Annotated in this window: 15 protein-coding genes; 3 read left to right on the top strand and 12 right to left on the bottom strand. The window is 69.5% G+C overall.

Features of this window, described 5'->3' with window-relative positions:
• Window positions 1–601 precede the first annotated feature (601 nt).
• Together proC and RM479_RS02135 are read right to left on the bottom strand one after the other, a co-directional pair.
• The gene (proC, locus tag RM479_RS02140; protein ID WP_311510017.1) at window positions 602–1,396 is read right to left on the bottom strand and encodes a pyrroline-5-carboxylate reductase; all 795 of its coding nucleotides are present in this window, start codon (window positions 1,394–1,396) and stop codon (window positions 602–604) included.
• A 91-nt stretch (window positions 1,397–1,487) separates the two neighbouring features.
• Window positions 1,488–2,420, bottom strand: coding sequence for a sugar phosphate isomerase/epimerase family protein (locus tag RM479_RS02135; protein ID WP_274810054.1), 933 nt, complete (start codon window positions 2,418–2,420; stop codon window positions 1,488–1,490).
• Between the two features lie 80 nt (window positions 2,421–2,500).
• On the opposite strand from RM479_RS02135, the gene RM479_RS02130 reads away from it, so the two are divergent.
• On the top strand, window positions 2,501–3,193 hold the full coding sequence (locus RM479_RS02130) for a class I SAM-dependent methyltransferase (RefSeq protein ID WP_311510016.1): 693 nt from the start codon (window positions 2,501–2,503) through the stop codon (window positions 3,191–3,193).
• A gap of 98 nt (window positions 3,194–3,291) precedes the next feature.
• On the opposite strand, the gene RM479_RS02125 is transcribed toward RM479_RS02130, so the two are convergent.
• On the bottom strand, window positions 3,292–3,852 hold the full coding sequence (locus RM479_RS02125) for a C40 family peptidase (protein WP_311510015.1): 561 nt from the start codon (window positions 3,850–3,852) through the stop codon (window positions 3,292–3,294).
• Between the two features lie 240 nt (window positions 3,853–4,092).
• Window positions 4,093–4,959 (bottom strand): SGNH/GDSL hydrolase family protein, encoded by an 867-nt coding sequence (locus RM479_RS02120; RefSeq protein WP_311510013.1) that lies wholly within the window; start codon window positions 4,957–4,959, stop codon window positions 4,093–4,095.
• Between the two features lie 230 nt (window positions 4,960–5,189).
• Here RM479_RS02120 and radA point away from each other — a divergent pair, with 230 nt between their 5' ends.
• Window positions 5,190–6,542, top strand: coding sequence for a DNA repair protein RadA (radA, locus tag RM479_RS02115; protein WP_274810058.1), 1,353 nt, complete (start codon window positions 5,190–5,192; stop codon window positions 6,540–6,542).
• An 18-nt stretch (window positions 6,543–6,560) separates the two neighbouring features.
• Here the strand turns inward: radA and RM479_RS02110 are convergent, their stop codons facing one another.
• Both RM479_RS02110 and RM479_RS02105 read right to left on the bottom strand, forming a co-directional pair.
• On the bottom strand, window positions 6,561–6,929 hold the full coding sequence (locus RM479_RS02110; RefSeq protein WP_311510012.1) for an SSI family serine proteinase inhibitor: 369 nt from the start codon (window positions 6,927–6,929) through the stop codon (window positions 6,561–6,563).
• 83 nt (window positions 6,930–7,012) lie between these two features.
• Complete coding sequence (locus RM479_RS02105; RefSeq protein ID WP_311510010.1) at window positions 7,013–7,774, bottom strand: hypothetical protein; 762 nt, start codon at window positions 7,772–7,774, stop codon at window positions 7,013–7,015.
• Window positions 7,775–7,838: 64 nt separating this feature from the next.
• Between RM479_RS02105 and RM479_RS02100 the strand changes: the two genes are divergently transcribed.
• Complete coding sequence (locus tag RM479_RS02100; RefSeq protein ID WP_311510008.1) at window positions 7,839–8,714, top strand: HhH-GPD family protein; 876 nt, start codon at window positions 7,839–7,841, stop codon at window positions 8,712–8,714.
• Window positions 8,715–8,720: 6 nt separating this feature from the next.
• Here RM479_RS02100 and RM479_RS02095 read toward each other — a convergent pair whose 3' ends face one another.
• The 6 genes from RM479_RS02095 to RM479_RS02070 all read right to left on the bottom strand — a co-directional run bounded on the left by RM479_RS02095 (window position 8,721) and on the right by RM479_RS02070 (window position 15,284).
• On the bottom strand, window positions 8,721–9,308 hold the full coding sequence (locus tag RM479_RS02095) for a DUF3105 domain-containing protein (protein ID WP_311510007.1): 588 nt from the start codon (window positions 9,306–9,308) through the stop codon (window positions 8,721–8,723).
• Between the two features lie 344 nt (window positions 9,309–9,652).
• Window positions 9,653–12,163: an ATP-dependent Clp protease ATP-binding subunit gene (locus tag RM479_RS02090; protein ID WP_311510006.1), complete on the bottom strand. Its 2,511-nt coding sequence runs from the start codon at window positions 12,161–12,163 to the stop codon at window positions 9,653–9,655.
• 743 nt (window positions 12,164–12,906) lie between these two features.
• Window positions 12,907–13,248: a histone-like nucleoid-structuring protein Lsr2 gene (locus tag RM479_RS02085; protein ID WP_274810063.1), complete on the bottom strand. Its 342-nt coding sequence runs from the start codon at window positions 13,246–13,248 to the stop codon at window positions 12,907–12,909.
• Window positions 13,249–13,465: 217 nt separating this feature from the next.
• Window positions 13,466–13,747 carry a hypothetical protein gene (locus tag RM479_RS02080; RefSeq protein ID WP_311510004.1) on the bottom strand — a complete coding sequence of 94 codons (282 nt, stop codon included), beginning with the start codon at window positions 13,745–13,747 and terminating at the stop codon, window positions 13,466–13,468.
• A gap of 464 nt (window positions 13,748–14,211) precedes the next feature.
• Complete coding sequence (locus RM479_RS02075; RefSeq protein ID WP_311510002.1) at window positions 14,212–14,811, bottom strand: amino-acid N-acetyltransferase; 600 nt, start codon at window positions 14,809–14,811, stop codon at window positions 14,212–14,214.
• 152 nt (window positions 14,812–14,963) lie between these two features.
• The gene (locus tag RM479_RS02070; protein WP_311510001.1) at window positions 14,964–15,284 is read right to left on the bottom strand and encodes a LuxR C-terminal-related transcriptional regulator; all 321 of its coding nucleotides are present in this window, start codon (window positions 15,282–15,284) and stop codon (window positions 14,964–14,966) included.
• Window positions 15,285–15,684 lie beyond the last annotated feature (400 nt).

Here is a 15,684-nt window from a genome sequence, read left to right as displayed (position 1 = left end):
CACCGGGACCGCCGGGTCCCATCGGGGCGCCGGGCCCGTTCGGGCCTCCGGGAGGCATGCCACCGGAGTACATCCCGCCGGCGGGCGTACCGCCGTACGGGTCACCACCGTAGGGGGTGTTGCCACCCGTCTGCGGACCGGAGGGCGGGCCGCCGGCCGGGGTACCCGGAGCGGGCGTACCACCGTAGGGGGTGTTGCCACCGCTCGGCGGACCGGAGGGCCGGCCGCCGGCCGGGGTACCCGGAGCGGGCGTACCACCGTAGGGGGTGTTGCCACCCGTCTGCGGACCGGAGGGCGGGCCGCCGGACCGGTTCCCTGCGGGCGGAGGTCCGCCGGACGGGGGAACGGGACCACCCGGCGGGCGGGAGGGGTCTGGGGACGAAGGGGGAGAACTCATGAAAGGCCCTGGGGTCGGGTGGACGGGGGAGGCGGCCCTGCCTCCTGGGAGACGGCAGGGCCTTCCGAGGGCGTTCCCGCCCTCCCTTTGACACTATCCATGTACCCGGACGACCCCTTCGCGCAGTCCGACCGTTTCCGGCCACATTCGACCGGAACCGACCGTCCTGACGGCGCATCTCAGCACCGTGGAGCGGGTGTCCCCTCAGTTCCCGGAAAGGGCGTTGCTCCGGTCCCGGGCGGCCTCGATCGCGTCCGTGAACGCGGTGCGCACGCCGTGCCGCTCCAGTTCCCGCAACGCCGCCGCGGTGGTCCCGCCCGGCGAGGTGACCGCCTCGCGCAGGACCACGGGGTGCTCCCCCGAGTCGTTGAGCATGGCGGCGGCGCCGGTGATGGTCTGCCCCACGAGTTTCTGCGCGGTGGCGCGCGGCATCCCCATGGCGACGCCGGCCTCGATCATCGTCTCGGCGATGAAGTAGAAGTAGGCCGGCCCGCTGCCGGAGATCGCGGTGACGGTGTCCATGTGCTGCTCGCCGACCCGGATCACCTCGCCGACGGTGGCCAGCAGCGCTTCGGCGCGCTCCAGGTGGGCGGCCTCGGTGTGGGCCCCGCCCGCGATGGCGGTCATCCCCTGCCCCATGAGGGCGGGGGTGTTGGGCATGGCCCGGACCACCGGGGTGCCCGGGGGCAGGTGATCCTCCATCACGGCGGTGGTGAGTCCGGCGGCGACCGAGATGACGAGTCGGCCGGGGGCCAGACGCGGGGCGATCTCGTCCAGCAGGGCGACCATGTCCTGCGGTTTGAGTGCCAGCAGCAGCGTGTCGGCGCGCTTGGCCGCGTCAACCGCGGGCACGACCTCCACCCGGTAGCGGGCGCGCAGTTCGGCGGCGTGCTCCTCGCGCGGCTCGGTGACGAGGACGTCCTCCGGCGCGTGGCCCTTGGTCAACATCCCGGCGAGCAACGCCTCGCCCATCTTCCCTGCGCCGATGATCGCGATCATGAAAAGGGTCCTCTCTGCGGTCCCTCTCAAAGCTAGCCGCCCCCGGGCACCCGCACGGACACCGCGTCTCACACCGTGGAATCCGGGGGCGTCAGCGTTCCTCGCCGGTGTCGCCGACCGTTCCGGTGGAGTCCACCTCGAACAGGCGCGGCGGGGCGGTCGGGCGACGGCGCAACAGGGCGATCCGCTCCCGTCGATCGCGAGGGTGGGCGGCGGGTTCGGCCGGGCGGGCGAAGTGCAGCCGGGTGAAGGCCAGCGCCTCGGCCAGCTCCCGCATGCGGGCCTGCCGGTCCGGCGCCTTGCGGGTGCTCACCTCCAGCACCAGTTGCCCCTCGAAACCACCGCCGGCCAGGTACTCCAGGAGCTCGGCGACGGGCTGGCGGCCACGGCCGGGGATGAGGTGCTCGTCGAGGTTCTGCCCGCCGAAACCGTCGGCCACGTGGATGTGGGAGAGCCGGTCCCCCAGGCGTTTGGCCATGTCCATGGCGTCCGAGCCGGACATCGCGGTGTGCGACAGGTCGAGGGTGACGTCGGCGTAGTCGCGGTCGAGGGGGTTCCAGCTCGGCGCGTAGGGGACGACCTCGCGGTCGCGCACGCGCACCGGGTACATGTTCTCGACGGCGAACACGACGTCGGTCTCCTCCTGCATGCGGGCGACGCCGATCTCGAAATCACGGGCGTAGTCGCGCTGCCAGCGGAAGGCGGGGTGGACCACGATGGTCTTGGCCCCCAGGGCCTCGGCCATCTCCTTGGAGCGGACGAGTTTGCCCCAGGGTTCGCGCCCCCACACGCGCTGGGTGAGGACCAGGCAGGGCGAGTGGACCGCGGTGACGGGGACCTGGTGGTAGTCGGAGAGCCGCCTGAGCAGGTCGATGTCCTGGCTCGCCGGGTCGGAGGAGACGAGCACCTCGATGCCGTCGTACCCCAGTTTGGCGGCGATCTCGAAGGCGGCCGGTGTCTTCTCAGGGTAGACCGATGCCGTCGAGAGGACGACGGGCGCGTCTGGTACCTGGATAGCGCTCACGTGGACAGGGTATGCGCTCGGGAGCGCCTTGTGCGTAGCCGTCGTGTGAACGTGGCGCGGCGCCGGTACGCTCGTCGGTCATGATCCCCGTGGAAGCCGTTCCCAGTCCGAACATCTGGCGTCACCCCGACGTCTATGAGCTGGAGAATCTCGCAGTGGACCCGGATCGGGTCATCGAGACGGCGATGGAGCGCATCCGTCCGATGTCCGGGGCCCGGGTGCTGGACATCGGATGCGGTACCGGTTTCCACCTGCCCCGGTTCGCCGGCCGCGCGGCGCGGGTGACCGGGGTGGAGCCCCATCCGGCGTTGGCGGCGCGGGCGCGGGCCCGTGTGGCGGGCCTGCCCGGGGTCGAGGTGTTGGGCGGAGTGGCCCAGCGGTTGCCCGTTCCCGACTCCGTCGTCGAGATCGCGCACGCCCGCTGGGCCTACTTCTTCGGTCCCGGCTGCGAACCCGGGCTGGTCGAGTTGGACCGGGTGATGCGACGCGGAGGGGTCGCCTTCGTGATCGACAACGACGCGACCCGCTCCACGTTCGGCGGTTGGTTCCGACGGTCTCTGCCGTCGTACGACCCGGTCTCCGTCGAGCGGTTCTGGTCCTCCCACGGTTTCGAGCGTGAGGCCCTGACGATGCGTTGGGACTTCACCGACCGCCGCGCCTTCGAGGCGGTGGTGGGGATCGAGTTCCCTCCGGCACTGGCGGAGGAGATCATCGCGGCGCACCCGGGTACGACGGTGGACTACGCGATCAATCTCTGGTGGCGGAGGTACTGAGGGCACCCGGTCCAGGGGTGCGGGCCGCCGGGGTCACCCCCCGGGAGGGCGGGTGCTCGCGGCCGTCGGCGTCGAACGCGCGGCCGGCGAGCGCGGCGTCACAGCCGCACGGCTCCGGCGAGGTTGTAGCGGGTGACGTCCCGCTCACGGACGCGGTCGCCCGATCGGGGCGCGTCGATCATGCGGCCCCCGCCGAGGTAGATGGCGACGTGGTAGGCGTAACCGCCGCTGTCGGCCCAGTAGAGAAGGTCACCGCGCCTGGCGTTGGCGTAACTGACGCGGGTGCCGGAGCGGACCTGGTCGTGCGCGACGCGGGGCAGGCTCACCCCGGCCTGTTTGAACGACCACTGGACGAGACCGGAGCAGTCGAAGCCTCCGGGCCTGCTGCCTCCCCAGGAGTAGGGGGTCCCCTTCTGGGACTCGGCGGCGTCGATCGCCTTCTCCGCGGCGGAGGAGGACAACTGGTGGACGCGTTCGGCCTCGGCGGGTGGCGCGGCGTGCGCGGGCACCGACGCGGTGCCGAGCGTCAGCGCGGCGGCGAGGGCGGCGACGGTGAGCCGGCGCCTTCCTCTCCGAGCGCGCCGGGAGGACGTGGCCTGTCGCCCCGGTCCCGTGGGACGACAGGCCTGCGTTCGCTCGTGCTGTCGCGGTAGTCGCATAACGGTGGTCCTCCACATGACGAATCGGTTCGCCGGGGCGTCCACGTCACCGTGACGCGGGTCGGTCCGCCTCGACGCACTTCATTCGTCACACAGACACCACAAGAAGTCACTCTCCGTAGTCTAATCGGTATCCAAAAAAGGTAAAGCATGCTTTACAGAAGGTGCCGAAACCAGGCCAGGGAGGGATTAACCGACCATCACCTCGATCACTCCGGTCACGCACCGTGGCGGCTCGTGCTACGCGACCTCGGCGGGCAGCCCGAGGGCGCCGGCGACGCGATCGGCGGTGGCGGCCATGCCCGCCGCGTTGGGGTGCACGGGGGCGGCGGAGTTCTCCGGGATCAGGCCCTCCACCCAGCGCTGGGAGGCGGGCGAGCAGATGTCGTGACCGCGCTCCAGGACGTCGACGAAGGTCGCGCCCCGGGCGGTGGACTCCTCCGCGATCATCGCGTTGAGCGCGTTCTGCACCCCGTCGAGGAAGGGCACGTCGCCGCGGGCGATCGGCTCGCGGGGCCAGCACCCCCGGCTCTCGGGGAGGATCTGGAGGTAGCCCACCGCGAGCACGGTCGCGTTGGGGCTGCGCTCGGCGATCTCCCCGTACACCCCGGAGATCTCGTCGCGCAGGTCCTCGACCCGCTGCTCCAGTTCGTCGCCGTAGTAGCGCTCGCAGGGGTTGCCCAGCGGGTTCTCCAGACTGCGCTTGGCGCAGGTGGTGAAGACCTCCGAGAACCCGAAGTCGTTGCCGCCGATCCCCACCGTCACCAGGTCGGTGTCCGGGGTGAGGGCGTCGAACTGCGGGGCCACCCCACGGTGCTGGGACTCGCGGAGGTCGGCCGTGACCGCGCCCGAACAGCTGGCGTCGGTGAACGAGGCCACCCCGAGGCGATCGGCGGTGAGCTGGGCGTAGTTGGCCGAGGAGCGCAGGCAGCGGGGGTCGGAGCCGGGCGCGTACGGCGGGATGAGCGGACCGGAGGTGAAGGAGTCGCCGAGGGCGACGTAGTGCCCGAAGTCGGCCGCCTCCTCGGCGGCGGCGGGGACGGCGACCAGGGACAGGCCCAGCGCGGCGACCGCCGCCAGGGCGATCTTCCGGGAGCGTCGCGTCATCGCGGACTTCTCCGTGGGAACCGGGGGAACGGGGGACATGGACGGCGTGTCGGTGCGGGGCACGCGGGTCTCCTCTTCGGTGAGCGGGGGGTGCGGAGGTTCGGACCCTAAGGATTCTGTAACACGACCTTCACGGAAAGTGTCCTAACCCGTAGGTAACTTTCCTGTGGCGTCCCCAGGCTCCACCGCTCCCACCTGGAGCGTCTCCCGGAGGCGTTAGCGTGTCGGACATGGCCAAAGCGAAGACGATGTTCCGGTGCGCCGAGTGCGGCTGGACCAGCCTCAAGTGGGTGGGGCGCTGCGGGGAGTGCCAGGCGTGGGGGACCGTCGAGGAGGCCGGCGCCCCGGCGCCCATGGCGGTCGCCCCCGCCGCGGTGACCTCCCGCGCCCGCCCGATCACCGAGATCAGCGTGGAGAGCGCGGAGGCCGTGCCCACCGGCATCGACGAGCTGGACCGGGTGCTGGGCGGCGGCGCCGTCCCGGGCGGTGTGGTCCTGCTGGCCGGGGAGCCGGGGGTCGGCAAGTCCACGCTGCTGCTGGAGGTGGCCGCCAAACGGGCCCAGGCCGGGCCCGTCCTGTACGTGACCGGCGAGGAGTCCGCCGGCCAGGTGCGGCTGCGCGCCGAACGCCTGGGGGCCCTGTCGGACAAGCTGTACCTCGCGGCGGAGACCTCCATCGCCACCGTGGCCTCGCACGTGGACGCGGTGGGCCCGGGTCTGATCATCGTCGACTCGGTGCAGACCATGATGTCCCCCGACACGAGCGGCGTCCCCGGTGGTGTCACCCAGGTACGGCAGGTCACCGGGGCGCTCATCCAGATCGCCAAGGAACGCGGGATCGCCACCGTCCTGGTCGGTCACGTGACCAAGGACGGTTCCATCGCGGGCCCCCGACTGCTGGAGCACCTGGTGGACGTGGTCCTGCACTTCGAGGGCGAACGCCACTCCCAGCTGCGCCTGCTGCGGGCGGTCAAGAACCGCTACGGCCCCACCGACGAGATCGGCTGTTTCGAGCTGACCGAGAGCGGCATCGTGGGCCTGGCCGACCCGAGCGGGCTCTTCCTCACCGAGCGCACCGATCCGGTCCCGGGCACCTGCATCACCGTGGCCCTGGAAGGGCGGCGACCGATCATCGCCGAGGTGCAGGCCCTGGTGGCCCCCACTCCCCTGCCCGCGCCCCGTCGGGCCACCTCGGGTCTGGACACCTCGCGGGTGAACATGATCCTGGCGGTGTTGGAGAAGCGCACCGGGATGAAGCTCGCCAACCTGGACGTGTACGCCTCGACGGTGGGCGGTGTGCGCCTCACCGAACCGGCGATCGACCTGGCCCTGGCGATGGCCGCGGGCGGTTCCCACAACGACGTCGCCCTACCCCGAGGGCTGATCGTCGTCGGCGAGGTGGGTCTGGCCGGCGACGTGCGCACGGTGGCGGGCGCCCGCCGCCGGGTGGCGGAGGCCCAACGCCTGGGCTTCACCGAGGCGATCGTTCCCAAGCACTTCGGCGACCCGATCCCGGGCATCCGCGTGCACGAGGTGGAGGAACTGAGCGAGGCCCTGATGCGGGTCGCCCGCCGACGCGGCTGAGGTCGACGTCCGGTCCCCTCAGAAGGCGAAGACCACTCCCTTGGCCAGGCTCAGCTCACATCGGTTGCCGTAGGTCCTCTCGAAGTTCTCGGCGCCGCCGGCGGTGACGGTGACCGGACGGTACTCCATCGTGCAGAAGCCCTCGGTGGGGGTGATCTCCTTGATCGACCCGGCCTCGGCGATGGCGGCGCAGGCCGCCTCGGCCTCGGGGTGGGTGCCGCCGGCCGGGTCGCAGTTCAGGGTGACCACGGAGCGGTCGCCGATGTAGTCGCCGGTGTACCCGTCGGTGATGGTCAGGACGTAACGGACGGAGTGGCGCTCGGCCGAAGCCGTCGCCGGGGCGAGTGCGGCGACGAGGGCGAGACCGAGGACGGCGAGTCGTTTCACGAGGGCTCCCTGACATAAGAACACGGACGACACTCATAGTAATCAAATGAGTGCCGTCCGTGTTCGAGTTTCGGGTGTCCGGGTCAGCCCTTGAGCTGGAACACCAGCTGGGAGACCGAGCCCACGTAGTCCCCGTGCAGGTTGGCGCGGTACCAGCCGGGCTTGGCGTCCGGCTTGCCGTCGCGGCAGTCGGCGAAGGAGCGCACCCGGTCCCAGGTGACCGTGAACTCGTGCGGCACGCCCCGGCTCAACTGGCGGTCCTCGCGGGTCTCGCCGTCCGCGCAGTCCGCGGACGAGTAGATGCGGTCGTCACCGGAGTGGATGCGCACCTCCATCGACTCGCCGCCCACGTCGACGGTGCAGGTCTGCTCGCCGGTGTTGACCACGGTGACCTCGAAGGCCGGCTTCGCGCCCGACCCGTAGATCTCCTTGTCCTTCTCGGCGAAGTCGAAGGTGACCACCACGTCCTGCGGGCGGCAGGCGTCCTCGGGGCGCTTCGGCGCGTCCGCCTCGCCGCCGCCGGAGCCTCCACCGCCGCCTCCACCGCCGCCCTCGGCGTCCGAGGGGTCGTCGGAGGGCTCGGGATCCCCGCTGGGCGAGGCGTCCGCCTCGGAGGGATCCTCCTCGGGTTCCCCGCTCGGGGACGCGGAGGGATCCTCCGGTGCCACACTGGGGGAGGCCTCGTTGTCGACGCCCGCTTCGGACCGGGTCGGTTCGCCCTCGTCCGCGCCCGGCCGACAGGCGAAGGCGATCAGAGCGAGCAGCAACATGGCCCCGGCCAGCACGAAGGCGCGCCGCTTCCAGTAGGTCTCGCGGCTGACGGGATGTCCGGTACTTGACGCCATGGCCCGTAGTATTGCGGTTTTGCGGCCACGCCACCTACTCAACCCGCCGATCTCCGGTTTAAAGATGAGCGATAACCCTTACAGCACCGCCGTTCTGGCCTGGTACGAGGCCAACGCCCGCGACCTCCCCTGGCGAGCGCCCGACGCATCGCCGTGGTCGATCCTGGTCAGCGAGATCATGCTCCAGCAGACCCCCGTCGTGCGGGTGCTGCCCGCCTGGAAGGCCTGGACGGAACGCTGGCCCACCCCGGCCGACCTGGCGAAAGACGCACCGGGCGAGGCCGTCAGGATGTGGGATCGACTCGGTTACCCGCGCCGGGCACTGCGCCTGCACGCCTGCGCGACGGTCATCACCGAGGAGCACGACGGCGTCGTCCCCGACGATCACGCGACCCTGTTGTCCCTTCCCGGCGTCGGCGTGTACACGGCCGCTGCCGTCGCGAGCTTCGCTTTCGGGCAACGCCACGCCATTCTGGACACCAATGTGCGCCGGGTCCTGGCCAGAGCCGAAACCGGCATCGAGTACCCGCCGAAAACCCAGACGAAGGCCGAGACGGCCCTCGCCGAGTCCCTGCTGCCGCCCGAGGCGTCGGTCGCCGCCCGCTGGGGCGTGGCCGTCATGGAACTCGGCGCGCTCGTGTGCACCGCCCGCTCCCCCGCGTGCGTCGACTGCCCCATCGCGAACCAGTGCGCCTGGACGGCGGCGGGGCGGCCCGCGCACAGCGGACCGCCCCGGCGCGGACAGACCTACGCGGGCACCGACCGCCAGGTCCGCGGGCTGCTGCTGGCCGTGCTGCGCGCCTCGGCGGACCCGGTGCCCAAGAACGCGCTGGACGTCGTGTGGGACGACCACGTGCAACGTGAGCGCGCCCTGGACGCACTGGTCGTCGACGGCCTGGTGGACCCGCTGGAGGACGGCCGCTACGCGCTGCCGTCCTGAACGGGTTCAGGTGGTGGTGGTCCCCTCCTCCTCCAGGATCGCCTCCACCTCGGCCTCGGTCTCGGAGATCCCCCCGCTGCACGGGGCGCCGGGCTCGGGGGTGTTCGGCCCTTGGACGTATCCGCGCAGATACTCGGTCAGGGCCGGGGAGGCGGGATCGTCCAGGTGGATCTGCGAGCCCCACGCCGAGGCCACGACCCGGGAGGGAAGGCCCTCCATGGGGCTGATCACCAGGTAGTCGCCGGGGGTGTACAGGTCCTTCAGGATCGCGACCTCGTCAGGCGACAGCGACGGGTCGTAGGTGATCCACACCGCCCCGTGCTCCAGCGAGTGCACGGCGAACTCCGCGCGCAGCGGTTCGGTGTAGACACCGCAGTTCTGCCAGGTCGGATAGTGCGGACCGCCCGCCGGGGGGAACATGTCGTAGTCGACGACCTCTCCCGGCTCCACGTGATCGGGCTCCAGACCCTCGAAGGTGAGGATCTCCTCCCCCGCGGCCGTGCCGTCGGCGGAGTCGCCCGCGCCGGAGGACGAGAGGTACCACACCGCGCCGCCGGCGACGAGCAGCAGGAGCACCAGGGCACCGGCGACCACGCCGATGATCAGGCCGACGGGCGACTTCTTCGGCGGGGGCCAGGGCGGTCCGTGTCCTCCGGGCTGCGGGCCGTACCCACCGGGCGGCGGCGGACCGTACCCGCCCGGCGGTGGCGGACCGTACCCGCCCGGCGGTGGCGGACCGTACCCACCGGGCGGTGGCGGTCCCTGCGGTGGCCCGGCCGGTCCGAGGTGGCCGTGGGCGGGGGGCTGCGGCCCCTGGTTCCGGGGATCAAAGGGCTGATTCACACTCGCACCCTAACCGCTCCGCTTCTTTCGGGGAGGGGGTGGGAACGACGAAGAGGGCGCCCCCGAAGGGACGCCCCCGTGCCGTACGGGTGCGGCTACTCGGTCTTACCGGCGGCCGACTCCTCGACCTCCGGGGTGTCCGGGACCGCCGCCGGCTTCGGCACACCCTTGAAGGTGAGCTTGGCGTCGGTGCCTTCGCCGTCGGTGTCGATCACGACGATCTGTCCGGACTTGAGGTCGCCGAACAGGATCTTCTCCGAGAGCTGGTCCTCGATCTCCCGCTGGATCGTCCGGCGCAGCGGCCGGGCGCCCAGGACCGGGTCGAAGCCCCGCTCCGACAGCAGCTTCTTGGCCTTGGGACGGAGCTCGATGCCCATGTCCCGCTCCTTGAGCCGGTTGTCGAGGCCGGCGATCATCAGATCCACGATCTGGAAGATCTCGCCCTCGGTCAGCTGGTGGAAGACGATGATGTCGTCCACACGGTTGAGGAACTCCGGCCGGAAGTTCTGCTTCAGCTCCTCGCCGACCTTGGCCTTCATCCGCTCGTAGTTGGTCTGGGCGTCGTCCTCCTTGGCGAAGCCCATGGCCACGCCCTTGGAGATGTCCCGGGTGCCCAGGTTGGTCGTCATGATGATGACCGTGTTCTTGAAGTCGACGTTGCGACCCTGGGCGTCGGTGAGACGTCCCTCCTCCAGCACCTGGAGGAGCGAGTTGAAGATGTCGTTGTGGGCCTTCTCGATCTCGTCGAACAGGACCACGGAGAACGGCTTGCGGCGCACCTTCTCGGTGAGCTGGCCGCCCTCCTCGTAGCCGACGTACCCGGGCGGGGAACCGAACAGCCGCGAGACCGTGTGCTTCTCCATGAACTCGGACATGTCCAGCTGGATCAGCGCGTCCTCGTCCCCGAACAGGAACTCGGCCAGGGTCTTGGACAGCTCGGTCTTACCGACACCGGACGGGCCGGCGAAGATGAACGAACCACCGGGACGCTTGGGGTCCTTCAGACCCGCGCGCGTACGCCGGATCGCCTGGGAGAGCGCCTTGATGGCGTCCTCCTGGCCGATGACCCGACGGTGCAGCTCGTCCTCCATGCGCAGCAGCCGAGAGCTCTCCTCCTCGGTGAGCTTGAAGACCGGGATGCCGGTGGAGGCGGCCAGGACCTCGGCGATGAGCTCCTCGTCCACCTCGGCCACGACGTCCATGTCGCCGGCCTTCCACTCCTTCTCCCGCTGCGCCTTCTTCGTGAGCAGCTGCTTCTCGTCGTCGCGCAACGAGGCGGCCTTCTCGAAGTCCTGCGCGTCGATCGCGGACTCCTTGTCCCGACGGACACCGGCGATCTTCTCGTCGAACTCGCGCAGGTCCGGCGGCGCGGTCATGCGACGGATGCGCATGCGCGAGCCGGCCTCGTCGATGAGGTCGATCGCCTTGTCCGGCAGGAACCGGTCGCTGATGTAGCGGTCGGCGAGGTTGGCCGCCGCCACCAGGGCGCTGTCGGTGATGGAGACCCGGTGGTGGGCCTCGTACCGGTCGCGCAGACCCTTGAGGATCTCGATGGCGTGCGTGATGGTCGGCTCGTCCACCTGGATGGGCTGGAATCGGCGCTCCAGCGCGGCGTCCTTCTCCAGGTACTTGCGGTACTCGTCGAGGGTGGTCGCGCCGATGGTCTGGAGTTCGCCCCGGGCCAGCATGGGCTTGAGGATCGAGGCGGCGTCTATCGCGCCCTCGGCCGCGCCCGCGCCGACCAGCGTGTGCAGCTCGTCGATGAACAGGATGATGTCGCCGCGGGTGCGGATCTCCTTGAGGACCTTCTTCAGGCGTTCCTCGAAGTCACCGCGGTAGCGGCTGCCCGCGACCAGCGCGCCCAGGTCGAGCGTGTAGAGCTGCTTGTCCTTGAGCGTCTCGGGGATCTCACCCTTGACGATCTTCTGGGCCAGGCCCTCGACCACGGCGGTCTTACCGACACCGGGCTCACCGATGAGGACCGGGTTGTTCTTGGTCCTGCGGGACAGGACCTGCATGACCCGCTCGATCTCCTTGTCCCGACCGATGACCGGGTCGAGCTTGCTCTCGCGCGCGGCCTGGGTCAGGTTGCGACCGAACTGGTCCAGCACCAGGGAGGTGGACGGAGTGGACTCCGAGGAGCCCGTGGTCGCCTGCGGCTCCTTGCCCTGGTAGCCGTGGAGCAGCTGGATGACCTGCTGGCGGACCCGGTTGAGGTCGGCGCCCAGCTTGACGAGGACCTGGGCGGCGACGCCCTCGCCCTCGCGGATGAGGCCGAGCAGGATGTGCTCGGTCCCGATGTAGTTGTGGCCGAGCTGGAGCGCCTCCCGCAGGGACAGCTCCAGCACCTTCTTGGCCCGCGGCGTGAAGGGGATGTGCCCCGACGGCGCCTGCTGGCCCTGACCGATGATCTCCTCGACCTGCTGCCGAACCGCTTCGAGGCTGATACCGAGACTTTCCAGAGCCTTGGCGGCGACGCCCTCACCCTCGTGGATGAGGCCGAGCAGGATGTGCTCCGTACCGATGTAGTTGTGGTTGAGCATCCTGGCCTCTTCCTGGGCCAGAACAACCACTCGCCTCGCGCGGTCGGTAAACCTCTCGAACATGTCTCGTCGCTCCTCTACAGAGCGGTCAGGCAAGGCCGGTTCCCACCGACCCGACTCTTCCGCATATAGGCCCCACAGGGATAACCGCCCCGGGGAGCACTGTCGCACCCGTCCGAACCGTTCGACCGGCTGCCGAGCGGACGGACATCTCCGCACGGTTCGGCCGGAGCCGTCCGTGCCAGAGACTTTCCCCGACGATAGGGCGTTCACCCAACATCCAACTACCGATTGCGGCGTCAGATTTCCCTGTACGCCGAAGGCGAACGACCCGGCCACTCCTTCATGCCGGGAGTGACCGGGTCGTTGCTCGTACAGGCCGGATAATCGGCTCTCAGCGAACAGCCTCCGCGTTGTTCAGCCGGAAGCGAAATGGCGGGAAAGCGCTCGGTGATCCCATGGCCGGAGGCCTCTGGAGGACCTTCGGGATCCACCGTGACGGTCCGGTGGGTGATCCGGACCCATCGCGTTCGGCACATCATTCCGGCTCGCCCCCGCGAGCGGCGGGCGGTACGCGTCCTCACCGATGCCCGGCACGGTTCCCGTGTCCGAACCGAACGGGGCGCACGACCCCGTGACCGTCCATCGGTCCCTCCGCCCGATTCCCCGTCGCGGCGGGGAGGAACCCATCACGGCGATGCCGCGGTGCGGCACGGGATCGATGACATCGGTCCGCCCCCGGAGGCCGTCGGTCGAAATTCGATCAAGACCTGACAACATTTCGGCGTACCGGGGGTCGAGGCGAACTATCCCTTGATCGCCTCATATTCGGCGACGATGGCCGCGGGGATACGCCCGCGCTCATTGACCGGCTTGCCGGCGGCCTTCGCCCAAGCGCGAATCTCGGCGCTGCGCTCACGGCTGGGAGCATTCCGGCTCGCGGTACGACGACCGGTGCCACGACCCGCCTTCGGCGAAGCCTTGCGGGCCGCCTCGACGAACGGAGTAAGAGCCTCGCGAAGCTTGGCGGCATTACTCGCACTGAGGTCGATTTCGTACACGGAGCCGTCCAGACCGAACGTGACCGTCTCCTCGGCCTCGCCACCGTCGAGGTCGTCGACCAGGAAAACCTGGACCTTCTGTGCCATGGAATCAAACCTTTCAGAAGAGCGGTGTCTTCACACCTGAATATAAAGCTATCTCGCGCCCAGGCGGAACACAATTGGCGACGTGCCGGAAATCACCTGTCGAGACCTCGGATCGACGGCGGGAACCGGAGCGGTCGGGCCGCTCGACGGTGGGGTGCCCACACGAAGAACCGGCTTGTCGAAGCCGGTCCCCGGATACGATCGATCAAGCACCGTATCAACGATCGTCGGATTCGGTGCCTTCCGTGCTCCGGACAATCGGCGTCTCGTTCACGGCGTCGGTCTCCCGGGTCACCGGAGTGCTCTCGTCCGCGGCACCGGAGGCATGGGGCGCACCCTTGCCGACCAGGCTTCCGTCCATCCTGCGCGGCGCCATCTCACGGCGCAGCAGCTTGATGATGAAGTAGCAGAACACGAAGGCGACGACCACCGGAGGGATGAGCGCCGACAATACGTCGAGCAGACCGGAGGGGAGCACCGAGGACAAAAAATCACCCATCGAAGCAGGCCACCCTTCCTGGTTGTTACTTATTGCAGCAAATACCCGACTCAGTGTCGGGACACTCCCGGGGGGATGGCGCCCGAGGGGGCGGGCAAACGCATACCGGACATCATAGACACCGTATCCCCTGCTTTGACCGAGACGGTACCTGGGCCGTGGCCGCAAACCGGACGGCGCCAATGCGGACCGGGCTTCGGCGTCCTGTGACGAAGGAACCGCATCGGTCACCGGATCGGGTGAAATCACGACCCTTCGTCACCGTGCTCCACCGAACTCGTCGCCGAACTCCTTCCGGCGGGTCCGGTCGGTACCGGGCGCAGGTACACATTACCTTCCCTCTTCCACTTCCATACCACCCGGTGTGCCCAATCGTCGACACCAGGGCCGGCAAGGGGATCGGCCGCACGGTCCGTTTGCGGATCACATTGCGGGAACGCGGTCCCAAGAGAGTGTGAAAACCTTTAGCCGTCGGTGTTCTCGACTCCATCGCGGAGGTGTACGAGCATCCGCGTGTTCCCGAGCGTGTTGGGTTTGACGCGTTCGAGGTCGAGGAATTCGGCGACGCCCTCGTCATAGGAGCGCAGGAGTTCCTCGTACACCCGGGCCGAGACCGGTGTCCCCTGGATCGGGGCGAAGCCGTGGCGGGCGAAGAAAACGGTCTCGAATGTCAGACAGAACACACGGCGCACACCCAGACCGCGCGCGGTGTCCAGAAGGGCGTCGACGATCCGATGGCCGATACCGAAACCGCGGAGGGAGGGGTCCACCGCGACGGTGCGGACCTCCGCCAGGTCCTCCCAGAGGACGTGCAGGGCCCCGCAGCCCACCACGCGATGCTCGGTGCGTCCTTCGCCGGTCTCGGGACGGACGGTCTCCGGAGCGCCCGGATCGTCGTGGGCCATCTCCGCCTCGGCCACCCAGAACTCCTGGACGTCCTCGTAGAGGTTGACCGTGCTCTTGGAGAGCACGCGCCGATCGGCGGTGTAGGTGTCGACGAGGCGGCGGATGTGGGAGACATCGCCGGTGCGGGCACGCCGCACCTGTACATGACGAACGGGCATAGCCGGACCAGACTATGCCCATGGGACCCGCCGAGGCCCACCGGCTCGCTCTTGTCCGGTGAACGCGGGTCCCATGTGCGCCGGGCCGACATGCCCGTGGTCGGTCTCCCGACCGGAGGCCGGGAGAGGGGTGGTTCATTCTGTTCGGATCGTCAGATCAGCTGCCGCCTGGCGGCCCAGACGACCGCTTCGATGGGCGTGTTGACCCCGAGCACGTCGCAGATGTTTCGGATGCGACGACGCAGCGTGCGGGCGCTCAGCTCCAGGTGCCGGGCCGCGACCTCGGTGGTGACACCGGTCGCGATCTCGGCGAGGAGCTCGATCTCCTCGTGGCTCAGTTCGACCGGCGCGTAGGGGCCGACAGCGGCCTCGCGCGGGCGGCTCTGCAACGGGACCGCGTTCTCACGGTGCTCCCGGGTCGGCAGGGCGCTCTGATCCTCAATGGTGCGTCGTACGAGTGTGGCCTGTTCCACTCCGTCCTCCCTCATCGATATGAGTGCGGAACATCAACTCGTCACCTGATGAGATGCGAGTGCGTCGGGCCGGGTTCCTCGATCGTCTTGCGTGATCGTCCCGGTGACGCACGGCCCCGTGGCGCGAACCCCTCGGATCACCCCTCTGGCACAGGGGTGGAGATGTTCGGGCACGGGTCGCACGATCCCTGATGCGTTGCGGTCTGGGACGGACAGACCGCACCGGTGGGTCCTGCGTGTGCGCGATCGGTGCCCTTTCGGGCTCCGCTTTCCCTCGCGCTCCTCCGCTTTACTCGATCCACTTCGGCGAACTCACGGGGCTCTGCCCGCTCTCAGCACGCTAGGCGGAGGAGAAGATACCGTCAAGGCCAGATAAATCACCATGTGTGACCACACGGAG

Source organism: Nocardiopsis lambiniae (assembly GCF_031845465.1).
Classification (GTDB): domain Bacteria; phylum Actinomycetota; class Actinomycetes; order Streptosporangiales; family Streptosporangiaceae; genus Nocardiopsis; species Nocardiopsis lambiniae.
The sequence above is the reverse complement of the archived record's forward strand: the minus strand, read 5'-3'. Positions and strand labels throughout refer to the sequence as shown.

What these genes read in the sequence shown, in the direction of transcription:
- proC (WP_311510017.1), bottom strand. Translation starts at nt 1,396, where the DNA reads ATGATCGCGATCATCGGCGCAGGGAAGATGGGCGAGGCGTTGCTCGCC.
- RM479_RS02130 (WP_311510016.1), top strand. Translation starts at nt 2,501, where the DNA reads ATGATCCCCGTGGAAGCCGTTCCCAGTCCGAACATCTGGCGTCACCCC.
- RM479_RS02125 (WP_311510015.1), bottom strand. Translation starts at nt 3,852, where the DNA reads ATGCGACTACCGCGACAGCACGAGCGAACGCAGGCCTGTCGTCCCACG.
- RM479_RS02120 (WP_311510013.1), bottom strand. Translation starts at nt 4,959, where the DNA reads ATGACGCGACGCTCCCGGAAGATCGCCCTGGCGGCGGTCGCCGCGCTG.
- radA (WP_274810058.1), top strand. Translation starts at nt 5,190, where the DNA reads ATGGCCAAAGCGAAGACGATGTTCCGGTGCGCCGAGTGCGGCTGGACC.
- RM479_RS02105 (WP_311510010.1), bottom strand. Translation starts at nt 7,774, where the DNA reads ATGGCGTCAAGTACCGGACATCCCGTCAGCCGCGAGACCTACTGGAAG.
- RM479_RS02100 (WP_311510008.1), top strand. Translation starts at nt 7,839, where the DNA reads ATGAGCGATAACCCTTACAGCACCGCCGTTCTGGCCTGGTACGAGGCC.
- RM479_RS02090 (WP_311510006.1), bottom strand. Translation starts at nt 12,163, where the DNA reads ATGTTCGAGAGGTTTACCGACCGCGCGAGGCGAGTGGTTGTTCTGGCC.
- RM479_RS02085 (WP_274810063.1), bottom strand. Translation starts at nt 13,248, where the DNA reads ATGGCACAGAAGGTCCAGGTTTTCCTGGTCGACGACCTCGACGGTGGC.
- RM479_RS02080 (WP_311510004.1), bottom strand. Translation starts at nt 13,747, where the DNA reads ATGGGTGATTTTTTGTCCTCGGTGCTCCCCTCCGGTCTGCTCGACGTA.
- RM479_RS02075 (WP_311510002.1), bottom strand. Translation starts at nt 14,811, where the DNA reads ATGCCCGTTCGTCATGTACAGGTGCGGCGTGCCCGCACCGGCGATGTC.